This window comes from Alteromonas sp. ABV4_150 (assembly GCF_056311745.1).
The window spans coordinates 1,668,551-1,685,479 of the sequence record NZ_CM149971.1; the positions used below are offsets into that span (position 1 = coordinate 1,668,551).

13 protein-coding genes and 1 pseudogene are annotated in these 16,929 nt (G+C 45.3%); 7 read left to right on the plus strand and 7 right to left on the minus strand.

Translation table 11 applies throughout. The features are described from left to right. Positions 1 to 44: 44 nt before the first annotated feature. Positions 45 to 353 carry a DUF6482 family protein gene (locus ACYX4M_RS07325; protein WP_476082477.1) on the plus strand — a complete coding sequence of 103 codons (309 nt, stop codon included), beginning with the start codon at positions 45 to 47 and terminating at the stop codon, positions 351 to 353. A gap of 162 nt (positions 354 to 515) precedes the next feature. On the opposite strand, the gene ACYX4M_RS07330 is transcribed toward ACYX4M_RS07325, so the two are convergent. The 4 genes from ACYX4M_RS07330 to ACYX4M_RS07345 form a co-directional block, all read right to left on the minus strand. Further along, positions 516 to 1,883, minus strand: a complete 1,368-nt coding sequence (locus tag ACYX4M_RS07330; RefSeq protein ID WP_476082478.1) for an ABC1 kinase family protein — start codon at positions 1,881 to 1,883, stop codon at positions 516 to 518. A 224-nt stretch (positions 1,884 to 2,107) separates the two neighbouring features. After that, entirely contained in the window at positions 2,108 to 2,527 is a 420-nt protein-coding gene (locus tag ACYX4M_RS07335) for a hypothetical protein (protein WP_476082479.1), read from the minus strand. A gap of 199 nt (positions 2,528 to 2,726) precedes the next feature. Continuing rightward, positions 2,727 to 3,311: a DUF6702 family protein gene (locus ACYX4M_RS07340; protein WP_476082480.1), complete on the minus strand. Its 585-nt coding sequence runs from the start codon at positions 3,309 to 3,311 to the stop codon at positions 2,727 to 2,729. After that, positions 3,301 to 5,763: a M1 family aminopeptidase gene (locus tag ACYX4M_RS07345; protein WP_476082481.1), complete on the minus strand. Its 2,463-nt coding sequence runs from the start codon at positions 5,761 to 5,763 to the stop codon at positions 3,301 to 3,303. Before ACYX4M_RS07345 ends, ACYX4M_RS07340 begins: the two co-directional genes overlap by 11 nt. Positions 5,764 to 5,957: 194 nt before the next feature. On the opposite strand from ACYX4M_RS07345, the gene proB reads away from it, so the two are divergent. From proB to ACYX4M_RS07365, 4 genes are all read left to right on the plus strand, one after another. Further along, on the plus strand, positions 5,958 to 7,058 hold the full coding sequence (proB, locus tag ACYX4M_RS07350; RefSeq protein WP_476082482.1) for a glutamate 5-kinase: 1,101 nt from the start codon (positions 5,958 to 5,960) through the stop codon (positions 7,056 to 7,058). A 104-nt stretch (positions 7,059 to 7,162) separates the two neighbouring features. Next, positions 7,163 to 7,600, plus strand: coding sequence for an acyl-CoA thioesterase (locus ACYX4M_RS07355; RefSeq protein WP_476082483.1), 438 nt, complete (start codon positions 7,163 to 7,165; stop codon positions 7,598 to 7,600). An 11-nt stretch (positions 7,601 to 7,611) separates the two neighbouring features. Further along, positions 7,612 to 8,610 (plus strand): D-2-hydroxyacid dehydrogenase, encoded by a 999-nt coding sequence (locus tag ACYX4M_RS07360; RefSeq protein WP_476082484.1) that lies wholly within the window; start codon positions 7,612 to 7,614, stop codon positions 8,608 to 8,610. Between the two features lie 9 nt (positions 8,611 to 8,619). Further along, positions 8,620 to 9,522 (plus strand): DMT family transporter, encoded by a 903-nt coding sequence (locus ACYX4M_RS07365; protein ID WP_476082485.1) that lies wholly within the window; start codon positions 8,620 to 8,622, stop codon positions 9,520 to 9,522. Between the two features lie 4 nt (positions 9,523 to 9,526). On the opposite strand, the gene ACYX4M_RS07370 is transcribed toward ACYX4M_RS07365, so the two are convergent. Continuing rightward, complete coding sequence (locus ACYX4M_RS07370; RefSeq protein WP_476082486.1) at positions 9,527 to 9,877, minus strand: hypothetical protein; 351 nt, start codon at positions 9,875 to 9,877, stop codon at positions 9,527 to 9,529. Between the two features lie 138 nt (positions 9,878 to 10,015). Here ACYX4M_RS07370 and ACYX4M_RS07375 point away from each other — a divergent pair, with 138 nt between their 5' ends. Together ACYX4M_RS07375 and ACYX4M_RS07380 are read left to right on the plus strand one after the other, a co-directional pair. Then, positions 10,016 to 10,522, plus strand: a complete 507-nt coding sequence (locus ACYX4M_RS07375) for an RNA polymerase sigma factor (RefSeq protein ID WP_476082487.1) — start codon at positions 10,016 to 10,018, stop codon at positions 10,520 to 10,522. Further along, positions 10,515 to 11,135, plus strand: coding sequence for a hypothetical protein (locus tag ACYX4M_RS07380; RefSeq protein ID WP_476082488.1), 621 nt, complete (start codon positions 10,515 to 10,517; stop codon positions 11,133 to 11,135). The genes ACYX4M_RS07375 and ACYX4M_RS07380 overlap by 8 nt, the downstream gene beginning before the upstream one ends. Positions 11,136 to 11,175: 40 nt before the next feature. Here the strand turns inward: ACYX4M_RS07380 and ACYX4M_RS07385 are convergent. Then, positions 11,176 to 15,084, minus strand: a pseudogene (locus tag ACYX4M_RS07385) (translocation/assembly module TamB domain-containing protein). Continuing rightward, a complete protein-coding gene (locus ACYX4M_RS07390) occupies positions 15,081 to 16,919 on the minus strand; it encodes an autotransporter assembly complex protein TamA (RefSeq protein ID WP_476082489.1) in 1,839 nt (612 codons plus the stop codon). Before ACYX4M_RS07390 ends, ACYX4M_RS07385 begins: the two are co-directional and overlap by 4 nt. Positions 16,920 to 16,929: the final 10 nt, after the last annotated feature.

Sequence of the window (16,929 nt, forward strand, 5' to 3'; positions counted from 1 at the left end):
GCAGGGTGAGCGTAATGCGCACGTTGATTTCATGAGGTAGAAAAATGCGTAAGTTTTATTTTCGGAATATTGAAGAGTCACCGACGGTTATCGATTACTTAGAAGTTCAGTCTTATGAAATGAACGTGTATTTAGTTTATCTTACTATCGATAACCAAAGCGGTATGCTTTACGACAACACAGACAAGCCTATGCGCTTTTTTAGTGCCGGGCACATACGTGAAGCATTTGCCCATTGTCGTGTCCAGCAGGCTGTAATGAAGCACGATACACCGTACGATGAGATGATAGGCAACCCGCCGAAAAGTAAAGAGCAGATGGCCCTACCGTTTAGTATGGAACTGCCTTACTAAACGCAACGCAATCTATCGCAATACTACCAGCTCAGTGCCATAAGAGGTGCACCAATAAGGCGAAGGCATCCAGCTGGTTTTTCGCCCCTTAGGGATAATCTCACTCTCAAGCTAATTGCATGGGGCGCGGTAGGATCCATTATAAGATGAAACTCAACATTGTTAAGAGGAAAGCCAGTCGCCAGCTGCTTTGCGCATATCCACTTTAGCTTGCAACCGCTTCGCTAACAAAAATAAACCTCCGAGCTTTCTATGTATAAAGAGCGCATCGACCGGTGGTGTGTGCCAAAAGTTATGTTCCATTGTAAGCGCCATTCCTTTTTCGTGAAGTCTTGCGATTAAATCACTTTTCCCAAAGTCATAAGCACCCTCAAAACGAACAGCTTCGCAGGCTTCCATGCCTATAGCTATGACTGCATCAACTTGCATTTTAGAATGACTGTCATCAATAAGCCCGATATTGTATGCAGCTTGCTGCATCAGTGCTTTATCATTGTCTGCGGCGCTCTTAAGTAAAGTGTGGTATTGCTGAGATATATTTTCAGGCACTTCGCGAGTAGCGCCAAAATCTAGCAGCACGATTTCCTTGGTATCAGGTTTAAACTGATAGTTGGCTAAGTTAGGGTCGCTTTGCAGCAGCTTAAAGTGGAAAACTTCATTAAAAAACAACGTCATTAACGCTGTCATCACGGCATCTCGAACTTCTTGAGGCTCATCAATTAGCACATCCAAATCTTTCGCTTCGATATAGTCCATGGCTAATACCGTGCTTGTGGTAAGTGGCGCATAGGTCTTTGGAATAATAAACGCGCTTTGTTCTTCCCCTTGGATATCAGCGGCCTCAACTAGGTTGCGGTAACGATTTAGCATATCGGCTTCTCGTTCGTAATCAGCTTCTTGGTGAAGCTGCGCTTTCGCTTCCTGCAATAGTGGGCCTATGTCTAATGACTTGGGCACCAAGCCAGTAAGCTTTATAAGCGTTGCCACATTATCCACATCGCTATCAATACTCTTTTTCACGCCAGGGTACTGCACTTTCACCGCTAACATTTTACCGTCCATAGTAATAACTTTATGAACTTGGCCTATAGAAGCTGCGGCAACGGGGGCAAAAGAAAAATACAATAAGTCACCCTGCCATTTTTCGCCCCAAGATTGATTTAGCGTGGTTATTAGTTGGTCCTTGGGCATAGGGTCGGCGTCATCTCGCAGCCGCCCTAAAATAGCGGCAAGTTCTTCAGGTAAAAAATCTCCCGCATCCATAGAAATAAGTTGCCCAAGCTTCATTGCTGCGCCACGCATGCTGGCAAGCTGATCAGCGATATTTGAAATGTTCTTTGGTGTTAAAAGCAGTGAAGATAGGACCGGCTTCTCACCTTTTAGTAGCTGGCCAGCGCCTTGGGAAACCACATTGCCTGCAATTCTCCCAGCTAACGAGCCTAAGCGACCTATACGAGATATGCGAGAGGACGGCACTGCTTTACTCAAACGGATTGGCGATTTAGGGGATTTATTTGGCTTCTCTGCCATAGTTTCACTCTGTTTTATTAAAGACGTATAGAGGCACGAATTTGTATCGCTTAAAGCATAACTAAAAAAGTACTCTGACCCTTTATACATTTAAGTGGGGTGACTGGATCGGGTATATAGCTATAAGCTACTTAAAGTTGAAGCGAAGTGGTTTACAGCAAGACAGAGATTTAGAAGTAAGGTGTAGCACTGCATATGGGGGCGGCTCATACAGTGCTAATTACTTAAATGAACTGTGAAATAAATTGAAGCACTAGACCTATGACGCTTCCATAAGCAAACCCAGCCCATCCGCTTGCTGTTCTGTAACGCCAAAGCGCAGCACCAAAGAATCCGCACCATAGCATTGCAGAATAAGTAGATATTAGGCCCCCGCCCATGCCGGTATCGGGCAGAAATAACATTACGATAAATGTCAGTGCCATGGCACCGCTCAACAGCACCCACATAATATTTTTCTTATCAGCGAACGCATTGCTAGTTTTATCACTTGATAAGTTAGTATCTAGTGTAAGTTCTGCATTTGCCTCTCGCTCAGCGCGCTCTGCTGCTTTGGCAGTACGCATTTTTCTTGCGCGACGCTCGCTTCTTGATTGGTTTTTATTGACCTGTGAAGGCAACGGTGCAGCAGCGCTATTAGTCATGATATACCTCATTAACCAGGTGTCAGTAACGTATTTATCTACTGATAAGGTAGAGCATACTTTAAGCTATGACTATAAGACTTCGGTCTCACGCTACATATTTTTAGATCACCCTCAAATACAAAAAAGCCCACCGGCTTTTCATAGTCATTCAACAATGAAAGCCGGTGGGCTTTTATTAACTTTAAACTGCCAAATACTAATAGTGGTCGCTATGTTGACCCTTAAAACTCACTTCAAGTAGGTTTACACTATCAGCAAAGGTGAGGGTTTTGATATCGCCCTTGCCTTCTACATTTAGCGTATTTACTTGCTTCGGCCATAGGTCGCGTAATGCATCGTGGCGAATTTTAATGCCATCTAGCACGGGCGGTTCAGCAGTTTCCTGATAAACCCAAAAATGTTTACCCTCAACTTCAAAGCCCACATCAGCAAGCTTTAACGATTCGCCTGCCGCATTTAAAATCGCAAAATGCTTTGCAACGTAATCAGCAAATTGTTGCTGCGTTTTAACGTCATCCATAATATCTGCATGCTTATCGAACAAGGCTTTAACCGCGTGCTCAGCATCATGCAAATTAAAGCGGTGCATCACTTCAATATTTTCCGTTCTAGGGTTGAACAGTACCGTTGTTATCGCTGCTTTTATTTGATGCGCTTGGGCTGTTGTGCTGAACGACATTGCGCTAACGATTAGCGCAGCCGCAATAGACAATCCACCAACACTTGCAAGCAGAGCATGAGAGCTCTGCAGCAAGCGGGTCAAAGATAACTTATTCGTCATCTTTGTCCTCGTCGTCGGTTTTTAGCTCGGTCTTTGAATCGTTCATAAGGTCGCGGTACTCGTATGTATTACGCGGCTTGTTCTTATACGCTTCAATGCGAGAAGGAATGATACGGCGTGGGTAGTGGTTATTTTCCACGTCTACGTCCGCCGTTTCCCAATGCGGGTCAACTGTTACACTTACCAACTCTTTGTCTTTGTCAGTCACAATAAGCTTACTTACGGCTTTTGGTGTACGACGCCAGATTTCCGCCGGAATGCGCATTTCTTCTTTCGTACCGTCTTCAAAGGCTAGTTCAAGAATGATTGGCATTACCAAACCACCTTTATTACTAAAGTCTAGCACGTAGTAGTTCTTGTCTTCTTTTACCGCACGTTCAAAGGCTTTACGTTCCCAAGGCTCAAGCTTATCAAGGAACTTTTTGTACTTGTTACGCTCTTTGTTAGTTACGGTATAGCGGTCGTTTTCATCATAGAAATCGCTGATATCTTCAAAGCGGTCTACCCACAGCTTCCTACCTTCTTCTTTATTGCGAATATCGGTAAGTGACTTAGGCTTTTCCATTTCAGCTTCGCGCTCACGAGCAAAGTCGATATCTGGATCTTCGGTGTCTAAACGCAGCTTGTGTACGCTGTCTAGGCTGATATCTACGTGATCTGTGGTATAAAACCAACCGCGCCAGAACCAATCTAGATCTACACCCGACGCCTCTTCCATAGTGCGGAAGAAATCAGATGGAGTTGGACGTTTAAACATCCAGCGCTGCGCGTACTCTTTAAACGCGAAGTCAAACAGCTCACGCCCAAGAATCGTCTCACGAAGGATGTTCAGCGCTACTGCTGGTTTGGTGTAAGCATTTGGACCAAGGCGAAGTACCGAGTCAGACTGCGTCATAATTGGCACTTGAGTCTGAGACTTCATGTAACCTGTGATATCGCGCGGCTCTACCCCCCATGGAATTGTTGGATCCCATTCACGACCAGCTACGCCATCTAGGAAGCTGTTAAGGCCCTCATCCATCCACGTCCACTGACGCTCATCGGAGTTTACCGTCATAGGGAAATAGATATGCCCTACCTCGTGGATGACAACGCCAATTAGGAAGCGCTTTTCAGCAAGCGAGTAAGTACGAGAACCGTCATCACGAAGTTCTGTACGCGGGCCGTTAAAGGTGATCATGGGGTATTCCATGCCGCCAACTGGACCATTGACTGATTGGGCTACTGGATATGGGTAATCGAAGCTAAAACGGCTGTATACATCCATAGTGTGGATGATTGATTCTGTTGAATACTTCTGCCAAAGCTCACCACCTTCTTTCGGGTAGAAAGACATTGCCATTACAAGTGGCTGAGTGTCACCACCTTGTTGGTAGCCACGTGCATCCCACGCAAACTTACGTGACGAAGCCCATGCAAAATCACGTACGTTATCCGCCTTAAAGGTCCAAGTTTTAAGCTTAGAGGTGCCTTCTTTTTCGTTCTCAATCGCTTCTTCAGGAGAAACAATGAATACGATTCGGTCAGCTTTTTCTGCTTTTTTCAGTCGATCCCGTTGTGTTTTAGTTAACACGTCTTTCGGGTTTTGAAGCACACCTGTTGACGATACGATATGGTCAGCAGGAACCGTGATATCTACTTCGTAGTTACCGAATTCCAGAGTGAATTCACCACGGCCAATGAACTCTTTGTTAGTCCATGCTTCGTAATCGGTGTAAGCCGCCAAACGAGGGAACCACTGAGCTAGTAAGAAGATATCGTTGCCGCCTTCGCGCTCGTCATCTGGGAAGTGCTCGTAACCCGCACGAGCTGAAACTGCATCTTCTTCAACAATGTTAAAGGCAAAGTCGATATCAAAGGTTACTTTGCTGCCCGGCTTTAATGGCTTAGCCAGGTCAACACGCATTAGGGTGCCGACAATGGTGTGGCGTAAGTCGTTGCCTGCATTGTCTTCAACGCGAGAAATGGTGTAACCCAGTTCATTGTCTTCAACAAACTGCTGGCGACGCAGTGCGCCCATGCTTAGCTTCGCTGGGGCATCGCCGCTGGCAGCTTGCGTGCCTGGCCCACGGTTACCGATACCGCCAAACGTGGTAGTAAGTGCTGACATCGAATCGTCGCGGAATTTGTTTTGGTCAAGCTGAACCCAAAGATATTTGAGTGTATCGGGCGAGTTGTTGTAATACGTAATCTCTTCGCTTGCTTCAATACGGCGCTTGTCTTCTAGTAGCTTTACGTCGATATCGTAATCTACTTGTTGTTGCCAGTACTGATGACCAGGCTCACCAGCGGCGTTGCGGTAAACATTGGGAGTAGGAAGTACTTCGTCTAGCTGACGGAATTTATCTTCAAAGTCGCCTTTTGTTTGTTTTATAGCGGCGGTACTAGGAAGAGAAATCAGCATAGACAACACTGGCGCTAGCCAGAAAAAGTGTCGTTTTGCGGTGCTCATGCGGGTTCCTTGCAACTTGTAAGTTAGAATTGTTATAAGATAACACTCTCTAGTATATAAGTATGGCAGGCACAATCCAATTTTTTGACCGTAAACTAACCATGTTTTAACGCAAAAAAACTGTAACAGAACGTTTTGTTTCACGCTTTAACTGTCGTATTCTTAAACTCTTTATTTCTTCGTTTCTTCCCAATATGAACCGTTTTTCCTGGCAACGCGCCGTTATTAAAGTTGGCAGTGCCCTCATTGCACCTGAAGGCAACGAATGCAGCGGGCGCTACCTACTGTCTCTTGCTCGATTTATTACCGCAAGCCGAGAGGCTGGCAAAGAAGTGATTTTAGTTTCATCTGGCAGTGTCGCTGCCGGTAGAAGTAAAGTCAAAATTCGCCACAACGCCTCTATTGCAGAGAAGCAGGCCATGGCTGCAATTGGCCAGAACCTGATGATGGCCAACTGGCAGCGTTTTTTTGACTTCCCCTGCGCTCAGGTATTGCTAACCGCGGATGACTTACGCAATAGAACGCGTTACGTAAATATCAAAAACACCTTGCGTGAAATTCTAAATCATAATGCGCTACCTATCGTGAATGAAAACGATACGGTCGCCGTTAATGAACTTAAAGTGGGTGATAACGATAATTTGGGCGCTTACACGGCATTAGTGGCGCAGGCCGACACCTTAATTATTTGCTCTGATATTGACGGCTTATTTACTGCCGACCCTAGAAAAGATGATTCTGCGACCCTTATTCCGCAGGTGGATAAAATAGACCATACCATATACGGACTAGCGGGGGGGGCAGGTACTGTCGTAGGCACAGGTGGTATGCGTACAAAAATTGAAGCGGCGGATAAGTGCACCAGTAGTGGTATCCAAACCCTTATTGTTAACGGGCGAAAAGGTGAAACCTTCGATGCTTTACTTGAAGGCAAGGTGCCGGGCACCTTGTTTACTGCTAGCAGCACGCCGGCTAGCGCCCGAAGGCTTTGGCTTACTCACACCCTTAAAACTGCTGGCAGAATAGAGGTAGATAGCGGAGCGAAAGAGGCATTAGTAAGCAAAGGAGCGTCGCTATTGCCCTCTGGTATTTTGGGCGTGGCTGGCTCATTTGAACAAGGGGATGCTGTTGAAGTGATGTGCGATGAAGAAATTATCGCTAAAGGTCTTTGCTTGTATAACGCAAAAGACTTAACCCTTATAAAAGGGAAAAAGTCGAAAGAAATCGCCAATGTGTTAGGTTATGAAACAAGCGACGTTGCCGTTCACCGCGACGATATGGTGCTTTATTCATAGCGCTATCATCAAAATACGATATGGCGCTTAGACGTTATTTAAGTTCACTGTTTGTGTTGATTGAGCAATAACACCCAGCTAAATGTATAAGCCAAGGATTGATCATGACTGATATTACACCAACACTTGCCGACTACCCTTATAACGTGAATATTGCCACCCGCTGGCAAGACAACGATGCATACGGTCACATCAATAATGTTGTGTATTACGGTTTCTTTGACACTGCGGTAAACCGCTTTTTGATTGAGAAAGGCAACCTAGATATACATAACGGGCAAACCGTTGCGTATGTAGTAAGCAGTCAATGCCAGTACGTGGCTCCAGCGGCATATCCCGAAGACATTTTTGTGGGGCTACGGGTAATCAAAATTGGCCGAAGTTCAGTGACCTATGGGTTGTCTGTGTATGCGGGCGAAAATAAGCGACGAGTGGCGCATGGTCAATTTGTGCATGTATTTGTAGATAGGAAGACCGACAAGGCTATTCCCATTCCTGTAAAAGTGAAAGCGGCGTTAGAATCAATCGTGGAAGTAATGTAGGCCTATCGACAATGACAAAACACAATGCTTCAAAGGGTAAAATTGAAGATAACCAGACACATTCGTTGCGCAACGAGCAAAAAAAGCAGGTTGTGTTTTTAGACGCTGAAACCATGGATTTACCCAGCCTTGATACTTCTGTATTCGAGAGTCTTAATGCCAACGTCACACTTTATCCGCAGACCCATGCTGAAGAGGTTGCTGCGCGTATTCGAGCAGCCGATGCGATTCTAGTGAATAAAGTTGTGCTAAACGCCGAAGATTTACAGCAGGCAGAACAACTTAAGTATATCGGTGTAACGGCCACTGGCATGAACAATATCGATCGTAATTACTGTAAACAAGCGGGTATTACCATTCAAAATGTAGAGGGCTACGGCACTGATAGTGTGGCGCAGCACGCGTTAACCTTAACGCTTAATTTAGCGACGAACTTTATGGCATATCAGCGGGATATGGATAATCAAGCATGGTCCGCGTCTTCTCATTTTTGCTTACTCAATTATCCCGTAGTGGAGCTCGCGGGGAAACACGCGGTGATTGTAGGTCACGGCGAGCTTGGAAAACGCGTAGAAGCATTATTCAAAGCGATGGGTATGAAAGTGAGTATTGCTGCCCGCCCCGGTAAACAAGACGACCCCCGCCCCAGCCTTGCGTCCCTTTTACCTTATGCCGATGTGATAAGCCTCCACTGCCCGCTTACTGAAGACACCGAAAAGCTTATTAACGCAGATACACTTTCATTGATGCAGCCAACGGCTTTTCTTATTAATACCGCTCGCGGCGGATTGATTGATGAGGAGGCGCTTTACCATGCGCTTAAACACAGCAAAATTGGTGGAGCAGGCTTAGACGTGCTGAGCGAAGAACCACCGCCTGTGGACCACATATTACTAAAAGAGCCTTTACCTAATTTACTGATAACGCCGCATAATGCATGGATTGGTAACGGAGCCAGGCAAAAACTGCTCGATAAAGCCCTTGCTCACTTAACAGAGTTTCTGGGTTAAAAGGCGACTATGAATAACGCGACCTTATTTGCTCTGTGCTGCCTAATTTGGGGTTCAACCTGGATAGCCATTACCTATCAAATTGGACACACATCAGAGACATTTGCTATTGCGCTTCGCTACTTCTTGGCGTCGGCGTGTCTGGGGATATACTGTGTTATTAAGCGTTTACCGCTAAATCTTCCTCTGCACGTTCACGTAAAAATGGCGGCAGTAGGACTCTTCTTATACAGCTTAAACTACACGCTTTTGTATATTGCCCAAGCGCATATTATAAGTGCGCTGCTGGCACTAATGAGCTCATGCATTATTTACATTAACGTTGTGCTTCGTCGCTGGTGGCTGAAAGAGCCCATAAGAAAAGAAGTGGTCGTTGGAGCCACCTTTGGCTTGGCAGGTATAGTGTGTTTGTTTGTGCCCGAATTTTCAAAAGTATCCATGGACGCGGCGCTTGCCACTGGTCTTGCTATAGCGTTCGTCAGTTTTTTTTGTGCGTCAACGGGTAACGTTATTTCCGAGCGGATTTTGACTTCAGGTACACCTGTTATTCAAATGAATTTCTATGCCATGAGCTACGCCATGGCACTACTTTTCATCACTTCGCTGGCTATGCCAGGTGAATTAAAAATACCTACCCACATTGAGTTTTATTTATCACTTGTGTATTTGGCAATATTTGGCTCTGTGTTCGCGTTTGGCGCGTACATGAAGCTCTTGAAGCAGATGGGCGCCGACAAGGCAGCCTACGTGGTGCTGGTTTACCCCATGGTTGCACTGGTTATTTCAACGTTTTTTGAAGGCTATACCTGGAGTGTGTTATCCGTACTAGGCGTCGTGATTGTGCTGGTGGGTAACGCTATTGCAATGGGAAAAGTGCCCCGCTTTATGCGTCGCCCACCGGTATCGAGCTAGCCGGTTATTTAAGCGCGTTAATTTTTTTGTTTAATTCGTAGGCTGGCTCAGTGACTATAGTTTCGAGAGTTTCAATACGCGCCATTAAGGTTTCAATCTGCGCATCTTTTTCTTTTAAGCGCTGTTGTTGTTTGTCGGTCACGTTTTTTATGAAAGGGTTGCTGCACTCGCCGTTCATCCAGTCGTTTAATCGCCACTGAAATTTTGCGTCTAGGTAGCTTGCCAAAAGCACAAGCGACGTGATGCTGCCAATTAACAAAACTAAACTTAACGTAGACATAGTATTTTCCTCACTTAAGGTCGAAGCATTTAAAGAAATGCCTTCATCTCTCATTTCGGCATATTCTAATTTCATTTCTATTATCAGTAGTCGGGCGTTGTTTAAAAAAATTACAGCGGTGATGAAAAAAGTTTGTAATAAAAACTGGTGTGGGCAGACTGATAGAAATAACACAATAAAAAAACAACAGTTTTTGCGATTAGGGATGTGACCTTGGGGCAGGGTTTTGACGATGTTTTCGCGCAATATGGCGCTCTACTTGGCCGTGTAGCCAACAGCTATGAAGCAAACGAGGCAATGCAACAAGAGTTATTGCAAGAGATTGCTATTGCCGTTTGGCAGGGACTGTCTCGGTTTAAGGGAGACAGCAGTGTGAAAACTTATATTTTGAAAATTGCTCACAACCGGGCTGTGACACACGTTGCCGGCCAAGTTAAACGCATCGATACGCACCAATACGACCAAGAGGATATGGGCTCCGATGGGTTTGTCGGTACTACACAGTCACCTGAGGAAGTGTCTAGTCAACACCAGTCTTTAGAACGCCTATTGCGCGCTGTCAGAGCGTTACCACTGCAGCCAAGGCAGGTGCTTACTCTTTCTCTTGAAGGCTTGAGTTACGACGAAATAGCAGACGTATGTGGTCTGACAAAAAACCATGTTGGTGTGATATTAAAACGCGCCAAGCAAAGTATCATGCAGGAGCAACCGCATGCATAATTCAGATAAAGAAAACCATAAGATTCAAATTGACGTTGCAGAGCTCGATCGAGACGATGCCTTGTCTGCACTCTGGCAGGCTCAATCTGTTACGGCTATCAATTTAACGGAAGTAAAAGAAAATCTTCGCAGTGAACGAACAAAGCAGCGCTGGTATATGGTGATAGACTCGCTAGCATTTATTCCAGCGATTTATTTGCTTATTAATAGTTGGGATAAATTTACGTTTGTCGCCCACGCAATGTTTATATTCATGCTTGTTACTGCCCTTCCCTTGCTTGTTTATCAGCTATGGTTAAGAAGGGTGGCTGCTTTTTCAAAAGATACGCAAACCGTTGATCATCTCATTCAGTTGACTAAACAAATTAAAAATAACGTAAAGATTGCTTTTATCACTAAGCACTCAACGTGGACTGCAGTGCTCTTTGGATATGCTTTTTTGTTGGAACGTTATTTTTTCGGTGACCCTACGCCAGAGAAAATCACTAAGATGGCGATAGTCATGACATTACTTAGTATTGGAATGTTGATTTGGTATGTATGGGCTCACAAAAGGCAAAAGCGCTTTGAACGGCAGCTCAAAACGCTAGAAAGTATGGCGCAGCAGCACTAGAAAATAGAGCCTAACTAATCAAAGCATCAACACAGAGCGTTTAGCTGTCCTTGCTGGAACTTGAGGTATCACCGTTGCTTCTCTGTGATGATTCTGAACTATCATCGACCTCATCAGCTTTATCGCTATCTTCATCTTTGCGCTCGTCATCACCTTTACGGGTTCTGTTATCACCTAAAAAGAACTCATAATAAAGGTCTAACGCAAACTCTGACTGGTTTTCCAGTGTGGTTTGGATTGCCTCTAAATACAGGCTAGGAAGGCAGCTGGTATTTAAGTGCTAAATCGGGGGGAGCTGTCGACGTCTCAGCGTGCTATTGGCATCGTTATCTTTTAAGCCCACGTCCACATTGTATTCCACCGAAAGCCTGTCGTTGATTTGGCCGGTAACAGAAAGCAAGTTTTCATTGGTACTTAAGCTAAAGTCGTCAATGCCTAAGGCGCTGCCTAACTGCCCGGTAAGGGTTTCCGTGTTCGACAGCCCAAAACCTAATAGCAGAGCTGCATAGTTAGGATCTGCTGAGCCTCCAGCATCTGGCCCAGACCCCGATAATAGATACGATAATACACCCTGTTGGTCCATAGAGGGTTCAGAGAAAAGGTTGATGCTCGGTGCGTCAGCGGCGCCGTCTATGCGAATACCCGCTATAACATCATCATCGGTTTTGGCAGGGTCTCGTATCGCTTCTACCAGCAACAGCGGTTGGTCGATAGGGCCGTTGAACTGCACTTCGCCGGTTTGAATAATCAATTGCTGACCATAGGCGCTGTAGCGACCGTTTATTATTTGCAGGTCTCCATAGCCAACTAACGCGGGTTGAGTGTTTACGCGTATACCGCCGAATAAGCTGGCCGTCAGGCCAAAGGCCTCAAGCTTTACTTCTTCTGTCTTGTTTTTATCAATGTTAACCAGTACAGAAGCATGAACGATATCGAGTGGCTCTTCTTTGTCTGGTTCTCCCCGCAAATGCACGTCCTTTGATGGCGACACTGCATTTTCAGGCAAGGACTCAATCTCAATACGGGCCCAAGGGATATTGACCTCGCCGGTTACATCTACTTTTTCTTTGGTCGCAGCAACATCAATGTTAGGCGATACTTTAAGGCGAATATTTGGCTGCCTTATTTCAAAACTGTTACCTTTTAATTTAAAGTTAGCGCTGGGCTCTGATGACCAGTTGAGTTCACCTTTTAGCGTACCTTTACCTCCACCGAGTATAAAACTGCCATCAAGCGCTGCAGTTTGGTCGCTAAGCACTACTTTTTGATTCCAGTCGGCTAATGTGACAGGCGTATCTTGAATATCTATTGCGCCGTTAGAAACAGTAAGCTCGCCATTTAGGGAGGGGTCATCGACATAACCGCTAAGAATAATATTACCGTTGAGCACGCCAGTTAAGGTGCGAATAGCGGGTGAAAGAGGTTTCAATGGCGCTACATTAAGCCCTTCCATGACTAATTTACCGTCCAAAGGAATTTTTTCTTCAAACGGTCGGGTATTTAACGTAAGCGTAGCATCACCGATATCTTGACTGGAGATCAGTGAAGTTGACTCCAGCTGTCCTTGTTTTATTTTACCGCTAGTTTCAAAAGAGTTGATGGTAAGTGTTAATGGTCTGGTTTCACCTAATTGCCACTGGGCTGCACTCATTGACGCAGTAAATGTTGCGTCCATAGGATCTTGTTGTGAATAACTGCCTTTAGTTTGAATACTCAACGTAGCTTCAGAAGGCGCTGAAACCATGGTCGGCACTAGTTCATTCGCCCACAGCCCTACAGGTAGTGACGTTGCCTTAATATCCCAACTCGCTTTGCTGTCTTGATAATTCACGTTCGAGATACACAGCTCCCCCTCGCGACGAGATGTCCAGCAGTGCTGGCCTATTTTAGCTGTCACAGGCGCGGTGCCTATATCAAGTGTGAACGGGCTCGATAGCGCCCATTGCATATTAGCAAGCTCTAACTGGGTATCGCTAATCTCGCCTACCCAATGATTGTTTGCCCATGCGCCTTTAAGGCTGAACGCAATTTGGTTATCGGGTAAAGAAAGGTTTAGCTGAGCTTGGTGATCTTTATAAGTGCCATCTAGCGTTATTTTACCGCTTAGTGGCCCTTGCTGTGCGGCCGAGGCATTTAAATTTGGCGATATCGTGATGTTTGATAAATCTAATGTGCCGTTAGCACGTGGATTTTGCCATGGACCAGAGGCAGATATTTTTCCATTTATCGCACCTGATATTTCTGGATAAAGGCTATTTATGGTGTTTACACTAATATTAATATCAGCGTTTAAATGACGCTTGTTTAAGACCTGCGCAATAGCTCGGATAACGTTTTTTTCATTTTCCCCTTCTTGCGCAATATTCACGTTAGTAACGAATAAGTCGCTGGGGCCGGCATATACGGCGTTGCCTTTTATCTCTAGTGGCTCACCTTGTAGCACGCCAGATATCTGCATATCTTTTAGGCTCATATGCAGCCCACCACGCTCAGAGTACTGTAAAATGCTTTCTATCTCGCCGTTTAAGTTCTCAGGTGCGTAAGTGCTGAATCGCTGCGCCGACACGTTTGAAAGCGTGGTTTTACCCTCCCATGCAATACTCTCGTTTAGGTAAAGGGTACCTGTATTAACTAAGCTACCTTCTAGCGCCTTAACATTGGCCTGATTGACATAGATATTGCTCTTTTTAAGCACAACATCCAGTGATACAGGCACATTGCCTATGTCTGGCAAGGTTACTGCACCGTCGCCTTTTAATTGGTAATCACCCATAGTGCCTTCAAGTGATAGCGTACCTGCTTTTAACGTGGCGTTTTCCACTGTTGGAATCGGTTGTTCTTGCCACTTTGCAGTGAATTCAATGGGAAGTTCGGTATTTAAGACGTTTGCTGCCAAACTGGCGTCAGCGTTTACAGCACCCTTTGTATTGACGGAAAGGGCCAAGTCATCGAGTGCTCCTGATGCGTTTAAGTTTACGGTAAGCGGAGCATCATCAAGTACTGTTTTTATTCTAGCTGCAAGGCTTAGTGGAAACTTTCCACTAAGGGTGGCGCTCGCTTTTGCATTTACTTCCCCTTGCTCATGCACGACGACCATATCTTCAATGGCAATATCACTGTCGTTGAACTGTGCATCAAGCAGCGAGATTAATGCTATTTGCTGCGTGCTACCGTCTTGGGTAATGTGTAAGTCTTCAACCAATAAGGTACCAAGCGATATGGGAATAGGAGCGGTAATGGTCGGTAGTTCAGGCACGTCGTAGCTAAGCGAGTAGGACTTAGGCAAGGCGCTTTCTGAACTTGAAGTCGCTTGCTGTGTTGTTTTATCTGCGTCTTGTTCTGGCGGTTGTTGAGCCTGGGAAGATTGAATTTGAGAAGCTGTATTCGCGGCTGGTAAATTTGCATTTTCATCCGCCTCAATTAAAGCAATACGAACCCCTTTTGTGGCTAAACTGTCAAGAGTCAGCATCTGGTTGCCGCTAAAATCCGTAAGCTCTAGCTCATCTACTTCAATGGTTGTGGTAGGAAGCACAACGTTAATATCCGTAAATACCAGATACCCTACTTCAATGGGGATAGGTAAGCTAAACTCACCACTCGACTCTGTTTCTTCAACGTTTTCTGGCGAGGCAGCGAGTTGCGTTAAGGTGGCATTTTCAAGCGTGATTTCATTTACGCAGACTCTTGGTTCAAAAAGACAACGCCACGTTATATCAATATAGGCGTACTGCGATGACACTCGCCACTGCGCGTTTTCCCAGCGCAAATCGCGTATTTCAAGAGTATCGGCAAAACTTCCCTCGATATCTTCAATGGAGAGGTTTGAAACGAAGCTGTTTGCGATAAGCTTTACCGTTGGGCCGCCCAATGGGCTTATAAGTAGCGCGTAAACGGCTACCAATAGCAGTACAGGTGAGAGCAAGATGGCCGAAACAGTGCGTTTTCTCATAGCTCAGGGCCCAAGATGAAGTGAACACGCCAGTCATTTTCTTGTTTTGATAAGCCTCTGGCTAAATATACTCTTACAGCGCCAATAGGTGACAGCCAGTGAACCCCGGGGCCGATACCATAAGCGAGAGAGTCGCTTGTATCGTTTGCAGCTTTACCTGCGTCTACGAAAGCGGCTATTCGCCAGTTGTCTGCAATTGAGTATGCGTATTCTATGCTTGATGTAACTAAGTACTTTCCTCCAATAGACTCAACGTCGAGCTTGCCAGTCTCTGGGTTAATAACATCTGCTTTAGGCGACAAATCACGAAATTTAAATCCTCTAACGCTTTGGTCGCCTCCAGCGTAAAAGCGAAGTGAAGCAGGCACATCATCGAAAGAGTTAGTTTTAATTGCACCAATTTCCCCGCGCAAAGTAATTCTATGCTTATTTGCGTATGTACGAATTAACATAGCTTCAACGGCAGTTTTAGCATAATCAATGTCTGAGCCAAAGCCTTCTTTACCGTATTGAACCAGCGCTTGAAAATAGGTGCCGTTGCGAATGTTTAGTTCGTCGTCTTTATCACGGTAGGTTATGGAATAGCCTGGTAAAACTAGCGATGTGGTGTTGGTATCAAGATCCCCCTGATCGTATGTCTCTCTAAGGAAGGTTACCGAATAATCATGCTGCCAGGGCGAGTCATCTTGTTGCGTGTATCTATGTGCTGACAAAGAAAGGGTTTCACTCTCAAAAGACGTATTGGCGTACTCAATAAACTGATAGCCCGCTTCGATACTGGCGTAGTCACGTGTGATATTTTTCATTGGAATGCGATAATCGGCGGTAACCGATTGCTCAGGCTCTGAAATGAAAATATCTGATGAAACTGAATGGCCTTTATCATTTACCCAAGGACGTTCCCAACCCAGGCGCACTCTAGGCCCGGTATCGGTAGCCGCGCCGACAGAGACATCAAATGCATCGGTAGGCCTGTGCTGAAGCGAGACTTCAATAGGAACCAGTAACCCTTCTGCGTCGCTTACTACCGGCCTTGCAATAACCCGGTTAAAGTATCCTGACTGATTTAATCGTCTGTTAAAATCGCCTAATACTGATGATGAATAGGCATCACCAGTTTTAAAAGGCTTTAGGCGCTTTATAATCGCTTTAGCTTTATCTTCACCGACAAATTTGAGTTCACCAAACTTATATTGAGGGCCGCTTTGTGCGATAAGCAGCACGTTTGCTTGTTTTTCGCCACGTACTAAATCTAGGCGTGTTGCCTGCCAGAAATAATCAAAATAGCCATTGGAAAGAGCGTAGTTAAACATGGAGGATTTAAAAGACTCATAGACAGTCTGATTTAACACGTCGCCTTCTTTGAGCTTAAGTGAGTTGAAGCGTTCTCTAAATGCCTTATCTTCACGACCTGCACCAATGATTTCTCGGGTAACTTTGTTGATGGTAAGAGGAGTATTCAACGCAACCGTTACTGTGACCCTGTTCCCTTCTTGTATGCGTACCTTGGTTTCACTGTTGTAAAAGCCATAGGGTTGTACTGCCGTCGCCACCGTTTCTGCCACTTCATCTTGCCAATAAGGGTCAGTTAGTAATGCTTTTTCGACATCAAGCCCGCCTAAATGCAGACGAATATTATTACGTAGCTTCGCGTCTTCTACACCTTGAACATCATAGGTAATTGACTCTTGAGCCAAAGATACCGTGGACAGCAAGCACAGCTGCACGCACAATAACCCCCTAGCTAATAAACAATAGGCTTTGGATGTTCTGCGCACTAGTTGTCGGAAAAATAGGCCTTGCAAAGTGGCAAGTCCGCTCCAAGTTGAAGGCATGAAAAGGCTA

Excerpts from the sequence above, each read along its gene's own strand:
- ACYX4M_RS07360 (WP_476082484.1), top strand. The coding sequence starts at position 7,612 with ATGACAAAACACAATGCTTCAAAGGGTAAAATTGAAGATAACCAGACA.
- ACYX4M_RS07390 (WP_476082489.1), bottom strand. The coding sequence starts at position 16,919 with ATGCCTTCAACTTGGAGCGGACTTGCCACTTTGCAAGGCCTATTTTTC.
- ACYX4M_RS07330 (WP_476082478.1), bottom strand. The coding sequence starts at position 1,883 with ATGGCAGAGAAGCCAAATAAATCCCCTAAATCGCCAATCCGTTTGAGT.
- ACYX4M_RS07355 (WP_476082483.1), top strand. The coding sequence starts at position 7,163 with ATGACTGATATTACACCAACACTTGCCGACTACCCTTATAACGTGAAT.
- ACYX4M_RS07335 (WP_476082479.1), bottom strand. The coding sequence starts at position 2,527 with ATGACTAATAGCGCTGCTGCACCGTTGCCTTCACAGGTCAATAAAAAC.
- proB (WP_476082482.1), top strand. The coding sequence starts at position 5,958 with ATGAACCGTTTTTCCTGGCAACGCGCCGTTATTAAAGTTGGCAGTGCC.
- ACYX4M_RS07340 (WP_476082480.1), bottom strand. The coding sequence starts at position 3,311 with ATGACGAATAAGTTATCTTTGACCCGCTTGCTGCAGAGCTCTCATGCT.
- ACYX4M_RS07380 (WP_476082488.1), top strand. The coding sequence starts at position 10,515 with ATGCATAATTCAGATAAAGAAAACCATAAGATTCAAATTGACGTTGCA.
- ACYX4M_RS07365 (WP_476082485.1), top strand. The coding sequence starts at position 8,620 with ATGAATAACGCGACCTTATTTGCTCTGTGCTGCCTAATTTGGGGTTCA.
- ACYX4M_RS07325 (WP_476082477.1), top strand. The coding sequence starts at position 45 with ATGCGTAAGTTTTATTTTCGGAATATTGAAGAGTCACCGACGGTTATC.
- ACYX4M_RS07345 (WP_476082481.1), bottom strand. The coding sequence starts at position 5,763 with ATGAGCACCGCAAAACGACACTTTTTCTGGCTAGCGCCAGTGTTGTCT.
- ACYX4M_RS07370 (WP_476082486.1), bottom strand. The coding sequence starts at position 9,877 with ATGAAATTAGAATATGCCGAAATGAGAGATGAAGGCATTTCTTTAAAT.